The organism is Chryseobacterium sp. T20 (genome assembly GCF_047345655.1).
Lineage (GTDB): Bacteria > Bacteroidota > Bacteroidia > Flavobacteriales > Weeksellaceae > Chryseobacterium.
Window position 1 is genome coordinate 120,485 of record NZ_JBLFDU010000001.1, and the last position, 19,465, is coordinate 139,949.

Genomic DNA, 19,465 nt, shown 5'->3' on the forward strand with positions numbered 1-19,465 from the left:
GCATATCGGCCAACGAATAAACCAGATTAAGGGATTGATAATCCAAAATGAGGATTATGGTTTTTTCCAGAAAAGCCTGTCATTATTAGTGTGAAAATTAATGACGTTGACGCCTGTTTTAGCATTTGTATTTGTTTCAAATCCATCAACGACCGGATCTTTACTGGCTACCGGCAGGAGTTCTACATATTGTATTGTTTTTCCTTTTGCACGCGTCTGCGAGCCAAACTCACTTTTCAGCGGGCAGATCAGCCTATAAAGATTTTTGGCCATAAAGGTGTAGAGGTAATCGTTAAGATCGTCAGCCTTTCCATGATAGTTTGCGTCTGCGTTAAGTTTTAATACTCCTCCGCTTATTAAGCGTTCTCGTACTTCCGCAATACTGAGCAGATTATCTTTTTCATCCATTATATAAGCATTATCCTGTGGATCCATATAGATCCATTTCTTTAGGGAAGGGATATAAACAGAATTGATGACATGTCCTCCTTCCGGGCTGGGGTATCTCCCTGAAAAGCAGATCACGGTTCTGGACTGGAATCCCATGGCCAGGAACACTTCATTCATCGCAATGGAAAGCGGATAGCATCCATGCGCCTGCTTTTTAGTTCGGTAGCTATCAATAATGCTTATGGCGTTTAGGGATTCGATATTCGGGGCATCATTGTGAGGGACCTCTTCATGGAACCACTTCAACAGTCTTTTTGCTCTTTCAATATCACTTCCTTTTCCTGCAATGGCATCAAGACCGTATTTTGTTCGGATCTTTGTTAGATCTTCATGGTCAGAAGACTGATAAGAGAAATCAGGAAAGGTCTGCTTCTGAGAAATATTATATTCCTTTCCCTGACGAAGTTCTCCGAGTTCGGGTGTATCGATTTGCGCAGATGCCCAACCCGTTATAAAAAGGCCTAATAAGGCTAACTTACAGTTTTTTCTCATAAATCATTAATTAAGTATCAATGCATTCATAATTTTGTTTGCTAAACCAATACTGCTCCTCCATCAATGATCAATGATTGTCCGGTTATATATTCCTGCTTCATAAGGAATACAAACGTATCTGCAACATCTATTGGCTGTCCCACTCTTTTTAGCAGAAGTGTTTTTTCCAAATGACTGAAAAAGCTTTCTTTGTCTTCTTGGCGTAGGTTACCCCATAGGTTTGTGTCTATGATACCAGCGGCAATATTGTTTACCCGTATTGGAGCCAGCTCTACTGCCATCGCTTTTGTAAAAGCGTCCATAGCACCACAAATCGTAGCACCTAAACTATACCCGGCAGCAGGGCGTTGCCCAAAATTGCCACTCATTAAGTTAATACTTCCGCCTTCGTTGATATATTGTTTACCATATTTAATCGCTGCAAACGCACCCCAAAACCGAATGGTGAAAAAATCCTTTCCTTTTTCTATGTCGGTATCATCAACCATGCTCATTGAAATATTTTCGCCGGCAGTATAAACCAGGTGATCGAAGTTGCCTATACTGCTGAAAAATGATTTTATATTTTCTTCCCTGTCTAGGCTCAAGGCAAAACCTTTACTGTTTTCCGGCAGGGTTGCAAGCGCTTGATCAATTCGCTGTTGATTGCTTGATACAATGATCACTTCTGCACCATCCGCCGCTGCTGCCTGAGCTGTTGCCAGTCCAAGTCCTGAACTACCGCCAAGAACAATTATCCTTTTATTTTCTAATGTTTTCATTTTTAATTCTTTATGTTAAAAAAATATGCTACAAAAAATTATTACCACCAATTAATAGTTGGCCTGTCCGATCTGCAGCTGGTCGAACTTTCCGTCTTTACCTATTCTGAATTTGAAGTATGTTTTGAAATCACCCCAAGTATCACTATGGAATTTTCCATAAATATCCATACTACTGTTTTCAACTTTATCGATGGAGGTAAAACGTTCTTTACCAATTGCTTCGGTTGAAAATTTCATGAAATCTCTTGAATGACCATCATCAAGAAGGGTTGCATTCTTACTGAAATAGAAAAGCCACTCTTTGGAGGCAGCTTTTTGCCACGCCTCAATAGCAGCACGGACATTTTCGTTGCTTATTTTTTCGTATTCCATTATTGTTGTCGCTTTATGGTTATGATTACCCATTTGCCCACACGCAGATAAATTAATCATGAGCAGGATCGGCAATAAGAATCTATACATCTTCTTTACGTGATATTTTACTGGTTGGCCCCACCATTAACCAATAAATGCTGTCCGTTAACAAATGAAGAAAGACTCCCCGCAAAAAATTCTGCTGCATTGGCCACATCCTCCACTTCTGCTAAACGGCCCATCGGACAACTGTCAAGCAGCGATTTTCTCAGTTCAGGATAACTTCCCTCCTCTGCGAAGATACCGGAATGATCAACCGCGAAAGGGATAATGGAATTGACAGTTACCCCGCGGTACCCGATTTCTTTTGACAATACATCAACCAGGTATCGTGGTGTGGTTTTACTTCCTCCGTACACCGCCATACCCGGAACCGGAAAAGCCGTAGTACTGGATGCAATATAAATAATACGGCCGTTATCCTCTACATTTAGTGCAGCCTGCTGCATCGTGAAATAGGCTCCTTTGGTGTTGATTGAAAACAGGCGGTCAAACTGCTCTTCTGTAAATTCTGTTACAGGCGTTTCCACCATTTCTATACCGGCGTTGGCCACCACGATATCAATTTTACCGAATACCCTTTTTGCTTCTGCGAAAAGTCGTTTAATATCTTCTACTTTACTGACATCGGCCTGGATAGAAATAACTTTTACGCCCATCGCCCTGATATTGCTTTCTACCTGATCTGTAGAAGATTTATCTTTTGAGTAATTCAGTACGATATCTGCACCTAAAGCGGCATAACGCTCTGCAATGGCTTTTCCCAAACCTCTTCCTGATCCTGTAATCAAGGCTACTTTGTTTACTAAGGTGTTCATTGTATAATATTTTAGTTTTGATTTTAGAAATTTATTTAGGCCATCCCTCCATTGGCGCCTATGCTTTGCCCAGATATCCATTTTGCCTGGTCGGATGCAAGAAATGCCACCACTTCCGCTATGTCTTCAGGAGTTCCCAAACGACCGAATGCATTCGTAGAAGCAAGCTGTTTGATCAGTTCCTCAGATTTTCCGTTAAGGAACAAATCGGTTCCTGTAGGGCCGGGCAATACACAATTGACATTGATTCCTCTTGAACCAATTTCTTTGGCAAAAATGCGGCTCATCTGTTCTACAGCAGCTTTAGTGGCAGCATATACGCCATAAGTCGGAAAAATAGTCCGGGTCACCGTTGAAGAAAGGTTGATGATACTTCCATTATCAGAAAGTTTGGTGGCCGCCTGTTGCAGGGAGTAAAAAACACCTTTTATATTAATATCCAGCTGTTTTTCCAGCTGTTCTTCTGAAAGATCTTTGATTAGTGCATTCAACATCACTCCTGCATTGTTTACCCATATATCTACTTTTCCAAAATGCTCAATGGTTTTATCAAAAAGGTATTCCACTTCTTCTTTTCTGCTTACGTCAGCTTTGACTGCAATAGCCTGTCCTCCGGTAGAAGTGATACGTGATACAGTCTCATCTGCTGCGGCCTGGTTGCCACTGTAATTCACAATAACTTTAGCACCTTTCTGTGCCAATTTTAGCGCAATAGCAGCACCGATTCCTTTTGATGATCCGGTTACTACTGCCACTTTTTCTGTTAAATTTTTCATTTTATTTATTTTTTGTTTGATGAAACTTACCTGTCCCTTTTATATTCAGGATTACTATGGCAGTTCCGTTTTTTGTGTTGTTAGATTTTAATTTCTTAGGTCAAAGGTATAATCACCAATGCCCTGTATTGTTGCGAATATTAAAGGATGAGTTGCAAATTTTAAAGAATTGCAGCCCTAAGGAAAGCGTATGTTATTCGGGAAGTGCTATACCTGATATCTCAGCGCATTTATTAATGAACATCTCCTGTATGTCCGTATTTCTGGCATCAGGATGCACAGTCTGTGGTTTTTTGTGATAATAATATCCTCCCGACTTAAGTGTCTCATTATCCATAGAAGAAGCTAACCAGACCTGCGTTACTGGGGCATCTGCAAGGCTGTCCGGAGCACCGGCCCCTCCCATTTTAGTCGCCACCCAGCCCGGCTCTAGTGCATTTGAAGCGACATCTTTCCATTTTCCGGCAATTGCGAAGGCAAGAAGAACATTGTGTAATTTGGAATCTGCATAGGCCTGGAAACCGTTCCAGTTTCTTTGTTCCCAGAAAAGGTCGTTAAGACTGCTATCTCCGTCGCGGTGAAGACCGCTGCTCATATGAATAAGCCTTTTGGGTTTCTCAATAAGCGCGGTAAGGATGTACGGAGAAAGGCTATTTATGGCAAAGACGTGCGGTAAACCATCTATAGTCATAATTTTCCTAGATTCCCGGTAGCCAACCGCCGCGTTATGGATAACAGCATCAAATCTTCCGAGTTTATTTACTTCTTTAGCGAGATCGATGGTTTCTGAAATACTGGCGAGATCACCAGTCAACACCGCCTCAGATTTTGGATTTGCTTGAAGCGCTTCTTCGGCTCTATCCTGATTTCTAGCATGAAGCACTACCTGATGTCCCTGCTGGATCAATAATTTTGCGGCCATCATACCTAGGCCATCGGAAGATCCTGTAATGAATATTCGTCCCATATTTGCAATTTTTTAATTTAATTGGTTTCGATTTGAATCTCCTTTTACCTAAAAATTTCTAATGCATTTTTTTTAATTTCCGGATATCTCTAAAAGGATTCAATTCAGCTAATGTTTGTTATTCAAAGGTACTGGGGCCGGCACCTTTGTCTCTTGCAAATATTAAATCAAAAGTTGCAAATATTACAGAACAGCAATTGGTATGTGCTATGAAATTTATATAGAATAATAACGCTGTAAGTTACTTTGCTTTCATCTAAAGCTTTTATGCACGTATAATATGGATTATTTGTTTTCCAACAGTAAATAATTATGATCAATGCAGAGACCAGCAAAAGAGAAGGGCAAAAAATCGAAAGCTATTACCATATCTGTATGATAAGGCGTGTCATATAACCTTTGATATCTGGTTCTATCCTTTACTGTCAGAAATTTTGGATGTTTGTTTACAGGAATAAAATTAAATTTATTGACTTCCTTTACTGGCTTCAACGATCAGTTCAGCTGCTTCCTTCGGATGCGTCATAAAGACACAATGACTAGCTCCCTGAACTTCTACTATTTTTTTACTTTTCGCTCTTTCGGCGTATAAACGTTCCAGATCAGGATTTATAATTCTATCTGCCTTTGCAACCATATACCAAACGGGTTTCGATTTCCAGGCAGGAATATGGATTATAGCATGAAAAACCGAATCTTTTGTCGGAGTTTGAGAAACAGCCATAAAATCGGCTTTCTCCTTTGCCACACCACCTGCAAAATCTGAAGGAAAGTTGTTAGGGTTGATGTAATCAAATCCGTCATCACCTTTGATTAAAGATTTATAGGCAGACGGATATTTTTTTGCGTTGTCTGCTTCAGATTCGCCTTCGTCCGGAGCATGTGCAGCAAGATAGACAAGTCCTGCAACTTTTGGATTGTTTCCGGCGGTCGTAATAATTGCTCCACCATAGCTGTGACCTACTAGAATACAGGGGCCGTCCTGCTGGTCAATAATCCTGTTTACCTGTTTTACATCATCCTCATAAGACAATAAAGTCTGTTGAGTTACAGAAACATGATATCCTTTTTTTGTAAGTTCTCTATATATGCCTTCCCATCCGGAACCATCTACAAAAGCTCCATGAACAAGAACAATATTTTTAACCGGTAATTTTTGTGCAAAAACAACTCCTGTTGAGCTTGCACAAAAAGTGATCAATATAACTAATAGCAGTTTAAACATAGTTTTCATATTTTTTTTATAATGATTTTATCTAAAGTGTAAATCATATTGTCTAAGCAATTTCTTTATGAATTTCACTAGCCCAGTTATGGAATCTCTGGTTCTATAATCTATGCAGCCGGTATCTGTATTATTTCTATAATTCCGATTTTTCTTTTCATCATATTCTATTATATTGGTTTAATTTATGATGTAAATTTCGGCCGGAATATTAATATTTGAGGTAGTTTTCGTTGAGTAGGCAAAATGAGTCGTTAAAAGTTATTTAGAAATAAAGAACATCTTATTAGTGATGAGATTTTCTATATAAAACAGGTGAGGTCCTCTCATATTTTTTAAAAAAGTTGCTGAAATGCGAGGTTTCGGAAAATCCCAGTCTGTAGCTAATTTCTTTGATAGGTATATCTCCATTTTGCAATAAGGACTTTGCCTCTGTAAGTGTTTTCTCGGCAATCCAGCCAGTAATATTTTTCCCAGTTTTGCTTTTGATAACACTACTCAGATAATTGGGATGCAGATTGAGGGCATTCGCATAATCCTGTACCCTGAAAGCCTGATCCGCTTTACCCGAACTCAGATCACGATAATGCCGTTCCAAAATCCTTTTAAAAGAAATAACAATCTGGGAACTGCGATTTCCTTCGTAGATGGGATTATAATCGTTCCAGATATGTTCTTTAATCTTAAAAAGAAGTACCGCTAACAGATGACCGATGATTTTATATTTTGAAGTTGTACTTTTTCTGTATTCATTTAATATCTGAACATTAATCGCCCCGACTTCTTTGAAAAAATCATCTGCCAACACTCTTGGCCGTACAGTTTCAGTAAGGAGAAATGGAAAATCATTGTAGACATCTTTTCCAATGTATTTTTTAAGAAAGGTTTCGTCAAAAGTAATTAACAAAATATCCTCGATTTCCTTCCAGCTGAATGTTCGATAATTACTTGGATTGGTAAAATAGATTGAATGTGGTTCAACTTCAAAGCTTTGCTCATCGATTGTATATCTTCCACTTCCGTTCTTTACGAACAAGAAAGAGAAAAAATTGGGTCGGTAAGACGCAGATTGATAAGGAAGTTTGAACGGAATATCTCTTAAATTGAAAATAGTGAATCCCTCCGTGAGATCGAACAGATCTACAGGAAGGTTTAGTGCTTTGTACAGCTGAAATAGAGAATGAGATTCGAAATTGTCTGTTGATTCCACTTTTACTGCATTTCAAATTTGAATCCCAAATTTAATAATTTGAAAACTTAAACTAATAAAATTAGGAATTGGTTTGCTTATCCTAATTTACAGCAAATTTCAAATTAAAATACTGAATATTTCTGAAGAAAAATGGATTCAATAAGTATTATTTAATTTGGTACAATCGAACTAATTCATTGATAAAAATGTTTTAAGATATACTCGTCTTTATCACATGATAGGCTTATTAATTTCTAAATCTTGCACCAAATGTTTCGATATTTCTTCGGTTACGAGTACAAGGCTGGAACAGCCAATTAACCACTCATTATTCCAATGTTAATTTTTACAAGTTTTGAAAATTAAATTGTATCAAACAAAAAAGTTAGAAGATTTATTAGATAAATTAGAGGGATATAATTCATTTTTAATTTGACTTAATCGAACCAAATCATCGATAAAAGTGTTTGAAGATACGCTAGTCTTCGTCACACAACCGACATTTGAAGATTGCACTCTTCGATGTCGGCTTTTTTATTTCCTAATCCGTTTTATATTACCTTAAGTTAATCTCTCTCCAATATCAAGATATAATTATGCATACTACGAATTACTCTTATTTACTGAGCCCTTTTTTAATGCGATTACAGCAAATCCAGCCACAACTCCAATTAATGCAGCTACTTTAACGCTTTTGGACGTATTTAAAGGAGGTATACCGTATATTCTGTGTGGGTCTTTTGAAGGCTCAAGTATATTCCCCGATACTTCAGGACCATTCTTTATTTTCATCATTAACCGTACACCAGCTGATGCCGTATTGATTACTACTTTAGGAAAAAGTCTGTAAATTGAAGTAATTGCATAAGATCTGAAATCGGGAAATAAATCTTTTTTCGGTTTCCTAGCTAATTCAACCATTTTTGCAGCGGTATCTCTTGGATCTGAAGCAATGGGAGGTATCCCCATCTTAAATCCTGAGTATTTTGCAGAGTGAAGATTCCCGGTTGATTTCTGAAGTTGGGGGTATAAATTACAGACATGAATGTTGGCATAATTTGAAATTTCGCCTTGAAGGCCATCCATCATTCCTTTAATACCGTACTTAGTTGCCGAGTATACAGAACTGTAAGGTGCGGGCATATATCCTCCTATAGAAACATTATTAATTAATATCCCTTCATTCTGTTTTTTGAAAATTTTAATAGCATTGTAAGCTCCATGCATATAACCAAATAGATTAGTTTTAATAACCTGTTCGTGAATCTCCATTGGAATCTCTTCAAATTTTCCACTCGCCATTACTCCAGCATTATTTACCCATATATCAATTCTTCCAAATCTGGACAATGTTTCTTCTGCTACCCTTTCTATATCTGCAGCAACGGAGGTATCTGCGGAAATTCCCAATACTTCTACTCCCATTCCTTTACAGAGCTCAACAACCTCATCTATACCTTCCTGTCCTCTTGCCACAATTACTATATTACATCCTTCCAATGCAAAAGCTTCTGCAGCAGCCCTTCCTACCCCACTGCTTGAGCCTGTTATTACGACTGTTTTTCGTAATAAAGTCTGTTGAAATTGTTCTTCTTTTCTCATGTTTACTTTTTTTCAATTCGATAATAAATAGAACATGTATTGTGCCAGATGTGTAATTTTTAGGATATATTGTACATTCATTCAAATTTTTACATCCAAAATAATAATGAGTGATGTTTAGGTATTTACATTTTTTATAAAAAGTATTACAAATCCACTTTTTAGTGCAATTGGTCTTATTATTGGATACATTTTATTATACCACTCACAAAAATATCCTTTTATGAAAAAAAATATTGCCATACTAGGAGGATGCTTTGCAAGTAATAGGGATAACGAAATCTTGGCGAATATAGTTTTTGATGAAAAACATTTCATTAAAGCAGACGATAACGCATTAAAAACATGTGATCTTTGTAGTGAAAGCTCAAAGATAATTGCAGAACAGTTGAAACAGCTTCGTTTTTCTTACAATCTATTTCAAAACATAGAAAATTATAAAAAGAAAAATGAATAGTCTGTTTCTTATGCAACAAACTCTATTATAATTTTCAAAGACTAATTCAATAATAAGAAATGAAATTTTAGTAATCAGGTTTTGACTCTGGTACTTTTACAATGTTAAGTAAAAATTATATAAATGATTTTTACAGGTAATACTCTACATCATGAAAACAATTAATAATTTTTGGGAAATACTTAAAAGCACTTATAAAGACTGGAGCGCGCGGGATTTGGGAACTGAGGCTGCAAGTTTAGCCTACACTGCAATTTTTTCGATTCCGGGACTCTTAATTATAGTTATATGGCTCACTGGTATATTCTTTGGTGAAGAAGCGGTACGTGGAGAAATAACTAAACTCATCGGGAGCATGATGGGTAGAGATGTTGGCAAGAGTCTTGAAGAAATGGTTGTCGCAGGCATGGTTGATAAAAAAAATATCATTATGAAAATCATTGGAATTGCGACTCTAGTTTTTGGTGCTACCTCACTTTTCTTCCAATTTCAAAAATCCCTCAATAAGCTGTGGGATATCGTGGCAACTCCTAAAAAGGCATGGGAAAAATATCTTCTCGACCGAGCGAATTCTTTGGGGATGATTATTGTGATTGCATTTCTTATGCTCATTACCTTGCTCATAAGCTCTTTTATCGGTCTTGCTAATGATTGGGTTGTCCATCGTTTCGGGTTGGAAACCCTGGTTCTGATGAATATCATTAATATTGTTGTAGGCTTTCTGGTTACGCTATTTCTTTTCGCCGCCATGTTCAAAATTCTACCCGATGTTGAGTTACAATGGAGATCTGTATGGGTAGGGGCCGCAGTAACTGCTGCACTATTTACACTTGGGAAGTATATCCTTACTTTTTATTTTGAAACGTTCAATCCCAGTTCTGCGTTTGGTACAGCCGGAACTGTTATTTTACTGTTGCTTTGGATTAATTATACCTGTCAGATTATTTTCTTTGGTGCAGAATTCACTAAGGTATATGCTAAAAAAATGGGTCACCAACTAAAACCTTCAAAACATGCAAAATGGAGTCCTCAAATAGTATCTAAAGAAGATTCGCAAGACGTCGTATCTGCTGAAAAAAATTCAAAAAAAACGATGAAAGATTCAACGATTTAGCTTCGAAAATTTATAATATAAAAAATGAATAATCTTTATTTTTTTTTGTTGACGTTCAATATCCTATTTCTGCCACTGGTGTGTAAAACATATTATTTCTTTTCGATAGCGTATTCATCATAGACAATATTAATGAGTTCATCAGAATTAATATTTCGCGAAAAAATGGGATAGTGAAAAGCATCAAGCTTGTTAAGAATACGAATGAGATCCATCTTTTCTTTATGAGTGAGGTTTCCGGCCACAATATTCGTTGCCTGACGAATTTTTTCCATCTGCCTTTCGAGAACAACCAATCCTTTTTCTGAAATACGGATGAGCTTGCTTCGTTTGTCCATATCAGACTCTGTCTGTTCAACAAGTTTCTGACGAAGCAGCCTTGCAATAACAAGCATACCAACTGGCTTATCATGTATATTTTTTTTGATAAGGGCCATTTTAGTCATCTCCCCAAAAGCTTTTAAGTTGATCAGATAAATAAAGTCTTCCTGAGTTGAAAATTCAGAATTAATGATAGCTGACTTTGAATAAGTTTTAGCATATCGGTTTATATGAACCAGTAATGTACTAATTGCACTTTCAGCGGTCCTGCCATTCTCTTTTCCTTCCCAATACGGCTCATCCACAATTTTCTCTCCACCAGAAATCCATGATTTAAAACCTTCAATAGTAGGTGGATAAGAATTTGAAGATGTTTTATTATCTGATTCAAACTGCTCAAGAAGAGCTATAAATTCTTTGATTAGGGTAAAATTCATTTCAATTAAATACTATACAAATATACCTGCTTTTAATTTAATATTTATTCTCTGCTCACTGCATATTGAGTTTATTCAAAGAATTATAAAAAAAGCGGAAACAATTACTATTTTTTAAACATGTATGAAAATCTCTCAACAACAAAAAAGAACATAAATAAACCAATTAAAAAGTAAGAAAACTGTCCGAAACTGATAAGTTTCGGACAGTCTGTAGTATAAAGTCTTTGAATTAATTTGTTCTTTTTCTCCATTCAGCCTTCACATCTTCAGCTGCATCTTTTGTACTTTCCCAAGCTTCATCAGCTTTATCTTTAATATCTTCCCATGCCTCTGACACATTTGACTTCACCTTATCTAACCAGTCTTCCTGCGTCGCTTCCTGATCATTATCTCTTTTTTCATTGATATAATCTTTCGCTTTATCCGCTAATTCACTGATCTTCCATTTTGCATTATCAGCCGCATTTTTTAAAGAGTTTTCTGTTTCATTAACTGCATTTTCCGCTTTGTTGTAATCTGAATTATTCATAATATAATATTTTAGTAATTGGTATATAAATAAACAATGTCTATGCCTAAAATGCCTGTTGATATGTTAAAATCTCTTAAAATATTAAATCAACATTTAAAAAAATCATACTTCATTAAATTATGCAACTCATAACCAATAACATACTTCGCAAAGCATCCTACAATGTTTTTTACTGTTAATGTCGGTCTAGTTACTTCTCCCAAGATTTTTAATCAATCCTTTAAAAATAAACCCATGAAACGGAAATACTATAATCCAATATAACCTAGCCCATAAATCTTTTGGCCGTAATAGAGCCTTCTGCCCTATTTTATTTTTATCATCAAGCTCCATAACGTTTTTAAACCTATTGGCATCTCTGCAGCAGCACATTACCTTATATCCTTAGAATACTATGACGCTGATCATTCTTTTGCCAATATATCCGGTAGCACCGGTTAGTAGAATTTCTTCCATGACATCTGAATTTAAATGTATCCTAAAACATTATACCCAAAAAAAGGCATCAAATCTTCTCTAAAAGATGGCCAAAGTATTTTTTCTTCTTCATAAGATAACTTTCATTCACTTCATTGGAATCAATTTCCAAAGGAACTCTGCTATTGAGAATAATCCCACTATTCTCTATTGATCTAATCTTATCCGGGTTGTTGGTCAACAGATTAATATTCCCAACCTCCAAAATATTCAACATTTCAACGGCTATGTCAAAGTTTCTTCCGTCTGCCGGGAGCCCTAGTTTCAAATTGGCTTCAACAGTATCCAATCCTTTCTCCTGAAGTTCATAAGCCCTGAGTTTATTAATTATTCCGATATTTCTTCCTTCCTGACGAAGGTAAATGATCATGCCTCCATTTTCGGACATATACTTCATAGCGGCATCAAGTTGCTGTCCACATTCACATTTTTTGGAATGAAAAACCTCTCCTGTAATACATTCTGAATGAAAACGAACATTTACAGTTGTATTAAAATCCGTATTCTCTGCTACCCAAACCAGATGAGGACTCCAGTCTTCTTCCTTCTCCGAAAATGCATATACTATGAAGATCCCATATTCTGTAGGTATTTTTGATCGTGCTTGTATTTTGAGCATTTTGTTCTTATTTTAAGTTAATATAATCTATTTTTCAAACGGACTTTTTCTGTCCTGTTTTACCCATATCAATTTTGAAGTATCATAACCGATCTCCTGAGCCTTACTGACAAAATTTTGTTTTATATTTTCGGGAATGGTCTTTTCACGGGATAGAATCCACAAATAATCTAAGTTTTTTCCAGCAATCAATGCGTATTTGTAATCTTCCAGGGCTACGACGTTATATCCGCTGTAAAAAGGGCCGAAAAAGCTCACTTTCAGAGCTGCAGTATTCTCGGACCCTCTAAATTTAGCGGTTCCATTGACAGACACCCATTTATTTTTTTTAAAGTTGTACCCGCTGTTGACTACGTTTACATTTCCCTCCTCATTAAGACTGTACTGAGCGATTGCGTTATCAAGATCTTTTTCAAAGCGATAATCGAATCTGGCAATCTCATACCATGTCCCTAAATATCTATTGACATCAAATCTATCAACAGGCTCCGCTTTTTCGGGCGTAGAAGAACAAGAAGACAAAATGTTTAAAAGCGCGAAACTTGATAAGAATGTAAGAATGATTTTATTTTTCATTTTTAGTTATTTTTTTAAAGAAATAAATATTAAGTAAAAACTGACTGTAGCCATAGACGGCATCTTCTACAGGGATTGTTCCCATTCTAATTCCTAAAAAGTGATCTGGATTATAGTTAACAACCGGCGAAGGAATAAAAGAACCTGTAAGAATTCCATTCACTGCAAAAAAACCGGGCATCAAAATCAGATATACCAGACTAGCCTTTCCTATCCATTCTTTTTGAGCAATAAAATGGAGATAAAATAGGGTAAGCAGTGTTACAATTACGGTAAGAAGCGTGTATATTCTTCCATAATAAAGAAAGCCAACCACACCAAGGATAATAAATGACGTGAATACGATGAGATTATTAAAGGCGCTGGCCCAATCAGGACGATAAAATTTCTCAATGCAGTAATAAGTAAAAACACAGGCGAAAGGAATACAGTAAAAAAACAGCCATTCTTCAAGAGGAAGTCCTGCTATTTTAAATCCTAAGGTATAATTGAGATCAAACCACCAAACCCCTTTTGAAGTAAACCATATATCCCAGATAATAAAAGGAATGGCCACGATGGTAGATGACAGAAGAAACTTTCCAAAAAATCTGTTAAACTGTATTCTTCTGTCAAAAGATGCTATAAAGCAAATAATGATCGTGAAAAAATTAATCAGTATGTAAGTATAAGGCATCATTTTTTATTGAAATACATTTTAAAATATTTAACAGGAACCCACAAAAAGCCAAAACATTCTCCTTTTTCTTTACCCAAATGTTTGTGATGTTGCTTATGGGCTCGTCTTATAGCAAGGAAGTAAGGGCTTTTTGCTTTTGTAAAAATTTTTGCTCTCTGGTGAATAAAAATATCATGCACAAAGAAATAGGCCATTCCATAAAGGCTTATTCCCAGACCGATAAAAAACCAATAACTGAAATTCTGCTGTACTCCCAGATATAATAAGGCAATAGCCGGGCTTGCAAAAATGAAAAAGAACCAATCATTCCTTTCAAGCTTGCCATCATGGCTATGATCATGATGATCGCGGTGCAGGAACCAAAGAAAGCCATGCATAATATATCGATGGATCAGCCATGTAGCTCCTTCCATCGAAATAAATACTCCCAAAACGATCAGAATATTCATTTTAATTATGTTTATCGTTAAAAAGATCATTCAGAACCCTGTATCTGAAATCGAAAATACTTCTGAGCTTCTCTTTTACAAATAACCGATGGGCTATTGTACCTAAAATCCCCATCGGGAGTTCATAATCTACCGTGTCTTTCATGAGTACTCCATTCTCATTAGGAATAAATTCATGAAAATGATTCCAGTACTCGTATGGACCTTTTTTCTGAAAGTCTGTAAAACTTTTATAATCTTTTACCTGGCTGATAACGGTCTTCCACCTCATCGGAATTCCCAGCACTGGAGAAACTGTATAATCTATCTCCATTCCTTTGAAAATAGGTTTATTTTTCACATCAGAAAGGACAACAAAGCCCATACTCTTAGGAGTTATTTCTGATAAATTATGGGGCGATGAAAAAAAACTCCATGCCTTTTCAATGCTGCAACTCAGCTGTTGTTCTCTGTATAATCTGTACCTCATTTATTTTTTATTAATTGTTAGCTCCCTGAGCAATCATTTTCATCCTGTATTCTAAGATCAGAAATAAGCAGATTTGTAACGGATATAACTTTTAAAAGCAACCAGCAATTTTTGTGAATTGGCAATTCTGATTCTTTGCTGCAAAATATTCTGGGAGCTTGTTCTTTTTATTTTCTCAAATAGGGAGAGATAATATCTGTAGGCAAGATATACTCCGAAAATGGATGATCCAGGCAGTTTCTTAATTCCCTGCAATGCTTCTTTGAATTCTTCTTCAATTTCTTTTTCAATCTGGGTTTTTACAATATTATCAAAGACTGACATATTCAGGGAAGGAAAATAAGTTCTTCCTAAAAGCTGATAATCATCTTTAAGATCCCGCAAAAAATTTACTTTCTGAAAAGCAGATCCCAACTTCATTGCAAAGGGTTTAAGTTTATCATATTGCTGTTTGTCACCTTCTGTAAATATCTGCAGACACATAAGCCCTACAACTTCTGCAGATCCGTATATATACTCTTTATACAGTTCAGTATTATAATCAATTTTATGAAGATCCATTTCCATACTCCGTAAAAACTGATTGATCAACTTTATATCAATATCATACTGCCGAACTGTTTCCTGAAATGAATGCAAAATAGGATTGAGTGATATTCTATCTTCAAGCGCTTCATAAGTTTCAGCTTTTAATCTCTTCAGAAGCTTTTCTTTATCATAGCCATGAAAACTATCTACGATTTCATCAGCAAGGCGCACATACCCATAGACTGCATAAATAGCAGGCCTGATAGATGGCTTCAGGGCAAGTATTCCTAACGAAAAACTGGTACTGTATTTTTGGGTAGTGTACTTACTTACTTCGTAAGACAATTCATCAAACAGCTTTTTCATATTATTTTATTTTTAGTTTACTAACTTCAGCCGCCACAATTTTCCCTGAAATTACCGAGGGAGGAACTCCTGGCCCAGGAACCGTTAACTGCCCCGTATAGAAAAGATTCCCTATCTTTCTGTTCCTTATTTTGGGTTTTAAAACTGCTGTCTGCGACAAAGTATTAGATAACCCATAGGCATTACCCTGATAAGCATTATAATCCGAAATAAAATCGCTTACGCAATAGCTTCTCTTATATTCAATTCTGGAAATAAGATCGGTCTCACCGGTATGTTTTTCAATTCTTTCAAGCATTTCCATCAAATATTTTTCCCTAACAGATTCCTCATCATGTATCCCAGGGGCAAGTGGTAGCAGTAAAAAAAGATTCTCACAACCTTCAGGAGCAACATCCGGATCTGTTTTGGAAGGACAACATGTATAAAAAAGAGGCTTCTTGGGCCATTTTTTATTTTTATAAATACAATCTATATGATGATCAAGTTCATTTTCAAAAAACAAAGTATGGTGCTTTAAATGGGGTATTCTTCCTCTGATTCCCAAATAATAAATAAGACAAGAGGGTGCAAAAGTTCTCGTCTTCCAATATTCTTCGTTATAGTTTCTGAGCGATTTGGGAAGCAATCTTTCTGTATGATGATAATCTGATGAAGCAATTACCGCATCAAATTCATATGTTTTACCTTCCGTTAGTATGGAAACTACTTTTCCGTTTTCCGTATTTATTTTTTGTATTTCATGATTAAAATGAAACGTTACCCCCTGTTTTTCTCCTATCTCTTTCATAGCAAGAACTAGTTGATAAAAGCCTCCCATTGGATATTTTGTACCCAGAACATAGCCTCCGTAATTCATAAGACTGTATAGGGCGGGAATCTGCTGGGGAGAAGCTCCGAGGAATATAACAGGAAACTCCATCAAAGATTTTAATTTTTCATCAGAAAAGTATCCCGAAACATACTTTCGGAAATTACTGAGGAGGTCAAGCTTGAAAGCACTGTTTGCAATTTTTAAAGAAGCAAATTCTAGCCAGTTGTAGCAGGGCTTGGTAACGAATTCCTTCATTCCGATTTCATACTTAAATTTAGCAGACTCCATAAATATGTCATACTGCTTACCTGCCCCACTTTCTATTGCTTCGAAGAGTTCTCTAATAGCATTATTATCTCCAGGAACAGAAACTTTTTCTCCTGAGAAAACCATTTCAAACTGAGGATCCAAAGAAACAAGATGAAAAAAATCGGATGTTTTATAGCCGAAATCATTGAAAAATCTCTCAATAATATCAGGCATCCAGTACCAGCTAGGGCCCATATCAAAAACATACCCTTCATCTGTTTTAAATTGCCTTGCTCGACCACCAGGTTGATGATGCTTTTCAAATACATGCACTTCATTGCCGGATTTTGCGGCATAAGCAGCTGCTGAGAGTCCTGAAAACCCAGATCCTATCACTGCAATTCTCTTTCTTAAGTTTCCAGTTATCATTGGTATTTATTTAAAAGTTTTAACAGATAATCTTATATTGTATCAACTCAATTTTTTATTCACCACATCCAGTAAACTATCATTTGCCAAATTCATTTGGTAAAAAGAAGCATGGAATTCATCAAGTTTAGAGAGTATGGCTATGAGCAACATTTGCTCAGAATGTGTTAAATTTCCCACAACAGCTTTGGAAGCTTTTCGAATTTCTTCCATATGCTCTTCCAGCACAGCAATTCCTTTCTCCGTTATGGTAATATGTTTTGTTCTTTTATCTTTCTGAGAAACGGTTTGTTCTATCCACTGATTATGGATTAGACGATTTATAATAAGAACACCTGTAGATTTCTCACTTACATTATGTCTTATCAGTTCCATTTTTGTCATAGCCCCCATCGCCTTCAGACTAATCATGTAAATAAAATCATCCTGACTTGAAAAAAAAGATTTTCCTATAGATCTTGAGTACATTTTCGCATACCTGCCAATTCTTACGAATAAAGTATTAATAACGCTATCAGAACTTCTTCCTAATTCCTTACCTATCCAAAGCGGATCTTCTGAATTAGAATCATCTTCAAAAGAAGCATTAATCCATTGTATAAATCCTTGAAGATCGTTATTATACAATATTTTATCTTCATTTTGTTCAGTGAACTTCTGGACGAGTTCTACAACTGATTTTATAAGATCAAAATTCATATCAAACAAATTAGTATACAAATATACTAAAATAAGAATATAAATATACTTTTATTTTATTTTACTTTAATGCTAAAAATTAAAATAGGGGGAGTTAAAGATTAATTAAAAAAAAAGATTTAAAATATCTGAAATACAAAATGCTAAAAAACAATAGATTAAACAGCAGGAATAATATTAAAAAAAAGCTTTAATCAAAAAGGAAAGTTGACAATCAATAGTGGATTTATAAACCTAAATATATTTTTGATATAAAAATTACGTAAACAAGAAACATTTTAATACAAAGCTAAAGCGTCTTTAAAAGTAGTTTTATAATAAAAAAGTTATATAAAAACACTTCTTACCACAATAGGAAATAAGAGAAGTAGCATAAATTCTAGTAATCCTTGTATTATTTGGCTTAAGCAAATTAAATCATCAATAAAAGTATTTCAAAATATGCGCGTCTAGGTTACAAAAAGTCAAACGACGCTACTTTTTGACAAGTAGCGTCGTTTTTTATTCTAATTGATAGTAAGCTAGTTCTAAATATAAGAGATAATTTTTTTTTTAATTTAATAATCTTATTCACCATCATTATTTATGATACTCTTCTTCTGTTACTGGTTGTAACCATATCACCGAACCATTTTTATTATCAGAACTCCAGTATGACTGTGCCAGTTATTACCACAACCTGTTTCAAATGTAACATTGGAAATGGGAACATTTAAATCTTTATTGCTTATAAGAGGCGCCAGATTTGATTTACCAATAAAATATTGCGCAAAATGAGTGCCTTCTTAACCTGTTGGAAAATCGCTTATTGTAGGAATATTTATATTCATTTTGTTAGATTTTATTTTGTTTGAATTTACTTTATTTTGTGCGATTACAGATTGACCGCATGCTAAAAGTATGATGATTAAATAGTTTATAATTCAATTGTCTTAATGATTTTTGCAGGAATCCCCCCCACTATAGCATTATCCGGAACATCTTTAGAAACCACTGCTCCAGCTGCAATTACCGCATTTTTACCAATCGTAACTCCCGGAAGAATGGTTGCGTTGGCTCCAATCCACGCATTTCGTTTTATGAGAATAGATTTTCCCATCAATCCTTTCCTGTGCTGAGGTTTTAAAGGGTGATTTTCAGTTATCAGACTAACTTTAGGGCCGATTAACACGTCGTCTTCAATCGTAATTCCGCCCAAAGTCAGAAAAGTACAATCAAAGTTAATGAATACATTTTTACCGATCTTGAGATGCTTTCCATAGTTGATATAAATAGGGGTAAATACCGCTACATTCTCCAATTTCTCACCGACAATCTCACTTAATATTTTTAAAATCTCATTCGATTCTGTGGAAGTATTTAATAGATTAAGTTGTTTCTTAACTTCATAAGAAGCGCCCAACAGTTTGTGAATTTCAGGATCATCAGGCATTATTGTTTCACCATTCCGAAGTCTGGCGAAAATATCTTTGTTAAAGATCATTTTTAAATATTTAGAAAATAAAAACGCTAAATCCACCATTTTAACAAGTGGATTTAACTAT

23 protein-coding genes are annotated in these 19,465 nt (G+C 35.6%); 2 read left to right on the top strand and 21 right to left on the bottom strand.

Annotated features, from left to right (window positions below):
• Positions 1 to 54: 54 nt before the first annotated feature.
• From ACMA47_RS00520 to ACMA47_RS00560, 9 genes are all read right to left on the bottom strand, one after another.
• Positions 55 to 942: a transglutaminase-like domain-containing protein gene (locus ACMA47_RS00520; RefSeq protein ID WP_413928218.1), complete on the bottom strand. Its 888-nt coding sequence runs from the start codon at positions 940 to 942 to the stop codon at positions 55 to 57.
• A 41-nt stretch (positions 943 to 983) separates the two neighbouring features.
• Positions 984 to 1,706, bottom strand: coding sequence for an SDR family oxidoreductase (locus ACMA47_RS00525; RefSeq protein WP_216444316.1), 723 nt, complete (start codon positions 1,704 to 1,706; stop codon positions 984 to 986).
• Between the two features lie 51 nt (positions 1,707 to 1,757).
• A complete protein-coding gene (locus tag ACMA47_RS00530; RefSeq protein WP_413928219.1) occupies positions 1,758 to 2,081 on the bottom strand; it encodes a hypothetical protein in 324 nt (107 codons plus the stop codon).
• 107 nt (positions 2,082 to 2,188) lie between these two features.
• Positions 2,189 to 2,941, bottom strand: a complete 753-nt coding sequence (locus tag ACMA47_RS00535) for an SDR family oxidoreductase (RefSeq protein ID WP_216444314.1) — start codon at positions 2,939 to 2,941, stop codon at positions 2,189 to 2,191.
• 35 nt (positions 2,942 to 2,976) lie between these two features.
• Positions 2,977 to 3,717, bottom strand: coding sequence for an SDR family oxidoreductase (locus ACMA47_RS00540; protein ID WP_280210279.1), 741 nt, complete (start codon positions 3,715 to 3,717; stop codon positions 2,977 to 2,979).
• Positions 3,718 to 3,910: 193 nt separating this feature from the next.
• A complete protein-coding gene (locus ACMA47_RS00545) occupies positions 3,911 to 4,684 on the bottom strand; it encodes an SDR family NAD(P)-dependent oxidoreductase (RefSeq protein WP_413928220.1) in 774 nt (257 codons plus the stop codon).
• A 466-nt stretch (positions 4,685 to 5,150) separates the two neighbouring features.
• A complete protein-coding gene (locus ACMA47_RS00550) occupies positions 5,151 to 5,918 on the bottom strand; it encodes an alpha/beta fold hydrolase (protein ID WP_413928221.1) in 768 nt (255 codons plus the stop codon).
• Positions 5,919 to 6,195: 277 nt separating this feature from the next.
• The gene (locus ACMA47_RS00555) at positions 6,196 to 7,119 is read right to left on the bottom strand and encodes a helix-turn-helix domain-containing protein (protein WP_277695132.1); all 924 of its coding nucleotides are present in this window, start codon (positions 7,117 to 7,119) and stop codon (positions 6,196 to 6,198) included.
• A 585-nt stretch (positions 7,120 to 7,704) separates the two neighbouring features.
• A complete protein-coding gene (locus tag ACMA47_RS00560; protein ID WP_413928222.1) occupies positions 7,705 to 8,703 on the bottom strand; it encodes an SDR family NAD(P)-dependent oxidoreductase in 999 nt (332 codons plus the stop codon).
• Positions 8,704 to 8,926: 223 nt separating this feature from the next.
• Between ACMA47_RS00560 and ACMA47_RS00565 the strand changes: the two genes are divergently transcribed.
• On the top strand, positions 8,927 to 9,160 hold the full coding sequence (locus tag ACMA47_RS00565) for a hypothetical protein (protein WP_413928223.1): 234 nt from the start codon (positions 8,927 to 8,929) through the stop codon (positions 9,158 to 9,160).
• Positions 9,161 to 9,308: 148 nt separating this feature from the next.
• Complete coding sequence (locus ACMA47_RS00570; RefSeq protein WP_253316184.1) at positions 9,309 to 10,274, top strand: YihY/virulence factor BrkB family protein; 966 nt, start codon at positions 9,309 to 9,311, stop codon at positions 10,272 to 10,274.
• A 92-nt stretch (positions 10,275 to 10,366) separates the two neighbouring features.
• Here the strand turns inward: ACMA47_RS00570 and ACMA47_RS00575 are convergent, their stop codons facing one another.
• The 12 genes from ACMA47_RS00575 to ACMA47_RS00630 form a co-directional block, all read right to left on the bottom strand.
• Positions 10,367 to 11,032, bottom strand: a complete 666-nt coding sequence (locus ACMA47_RS00575) for a MarR family winged helix-turn-helix transcriptional regulator (RefSeq protein ID WP_253316083.1) — start codon at positions 11,030 to 11,032, stop codon at positions 10,367 to 10,369.
• Between the two features lie 232 nt (positions 11,033 to 11,264).
• The gene (locus ACMA47_RS00580; protein WP_062669922.1) at positions 11,265 to 11,564 is read right to left on the bottom strand and encodes a hypothetical protein; all 300 of its coding nucleotides are present in this window, start codon (positions 11,562 to 11,564) and stop codon (positions 11,265 to 11,267) included.
• A gap of 189 nt (positions 11,565 to 11,753) precedes the next feature.
• On the bottom strand, positions 11,754 to 11,939 hold the full coding sequence (locus ACMA47_RS00585; protein WP_413928224.1) for a DUF2867 domain-containing protein: 186 nt from the start codon (positions 11,937 to 11,939) through the stop codon (positions 11,754 to 11,756).
• A gap of 133 nt (positions 11,940 to 12,072) precedes the next feature.
• Positions 12,073 to 12,663, bottom strand: coding sequence for a GTP cyclohydrolase II (ribA, locus tag ACMA47_RS00590; protein ID WP_413928225.1), 591 nt, complete (start codon positions 12,661 to 12,663; stop codon positions 12,073 to 12,075).
• Positions 12,664 to 12,690: 27 nt separating this feature from the next.
• Positions 12,691 to 13,239, bottom strand: a complete 549-nt coding sequence (locus ACMA47_RS00595) for a lipocalin family protein (protein WP_413928226.1) — start codon at positions 13,237 to 13,239, stop codon at positions 12,691 to 12,693.
• Complete coding sequence (locus ACMA47_RS00600; RefSeq protein ID WP_413928227.1) at positions 13,229 to 13,918, bottom strand: lycopene cyclase domain-containing protein; 690 nt, start codon at positions 13,916 to 13,918, stop codon at positions 13,229 to 13,231. The genes ACMA47_RS00595 and ACMA47_RS00600 overlap by 11 nt, the downstream gene beginning before the upstream one ends.
• The gene (locus ACMA47_RS00605) at positions 13,915 to 14,367 is read right to left on the bottom strand and encodes a sterol desaturase family protein (RefSeq protein ID WP_253316077.1); all 453 of its coding nucleotides are present in this window, start codon (positions 14,365 to 14,367) and stop codon (positions 13,915 to 13,917) included. The genes ACMA47_RS00600 and ACMA47_RS00605 overlap by 4 nt, the downstream gene beginning before the upstream one ends.
• A 1-nt stretch (position 14,368) precedes the next feature.
• The gene (locus ACMA47_RS00610; protein ID WP_413928228.1) at positions 14,369 to 14,836 is read right to left on the bottom strand and encodes an SRPBCC family protein; all 468 of its coding nucleotides are present in this window, start codon (positions 14,834 to 14,836) and stop codon (positions 14,369 to 14,371) included.
• Between the two features lie 57 nt (positions 14,837 to 14,893).
• A complete protein-coding gene (locus ACMA47_RS00615) occupies positions 14,894 to 15,730 on the bottom strand; it encodes a phytoene/squalene synthase family protein (protein WP_413928229.1) in 837 nt (278 codons plus the stop codon).
• Between the two features lies 1 nt (position 15,731).
• Positions 15,732 to 17,222 carry a phytoene desaturase family protein gene (locus ACMA47_RS00620; RefSeq protein ID WP_413928230.1) on the bottom strand — a complete coding sequence of 497 codons (1,491 nt, stop codon included), beginning with the start codon at positions 17,220 to 17,222 and terminating at the stop codon, positions 15,732 to 15,734.
• A gap of 42 nt (positions 17,223 to 17,264) precedes the next feature.
• Entirely contained in the window at positions 17,265 to 17,921 is a 657-nt protein-coding gene (locus ACMA47_RS00625; RefSeq protein ID WP_413928231.1) for a MarR family winged helix-turn-helix transcriptional regulator, read from the bottom strand.
• Positions 17,922 to 18,837: 916 nt separating this feature from the next.
• The gene (locus ACMA47_RS00630; protein ID WP_413928232.1) at positions 18,838 to 19,404 is read right to left on the bottom strand and encodes a sugar O-acetyltransferase; all 567 of its coding nucleotides are present in this window, start codon (positions 19,402 to 19,404) and stop codon (positions 18,838 to 18,840) included.
• Between the last annotated feature and the right edge of the window lie 61 nt (positions 19,405 to 19,465).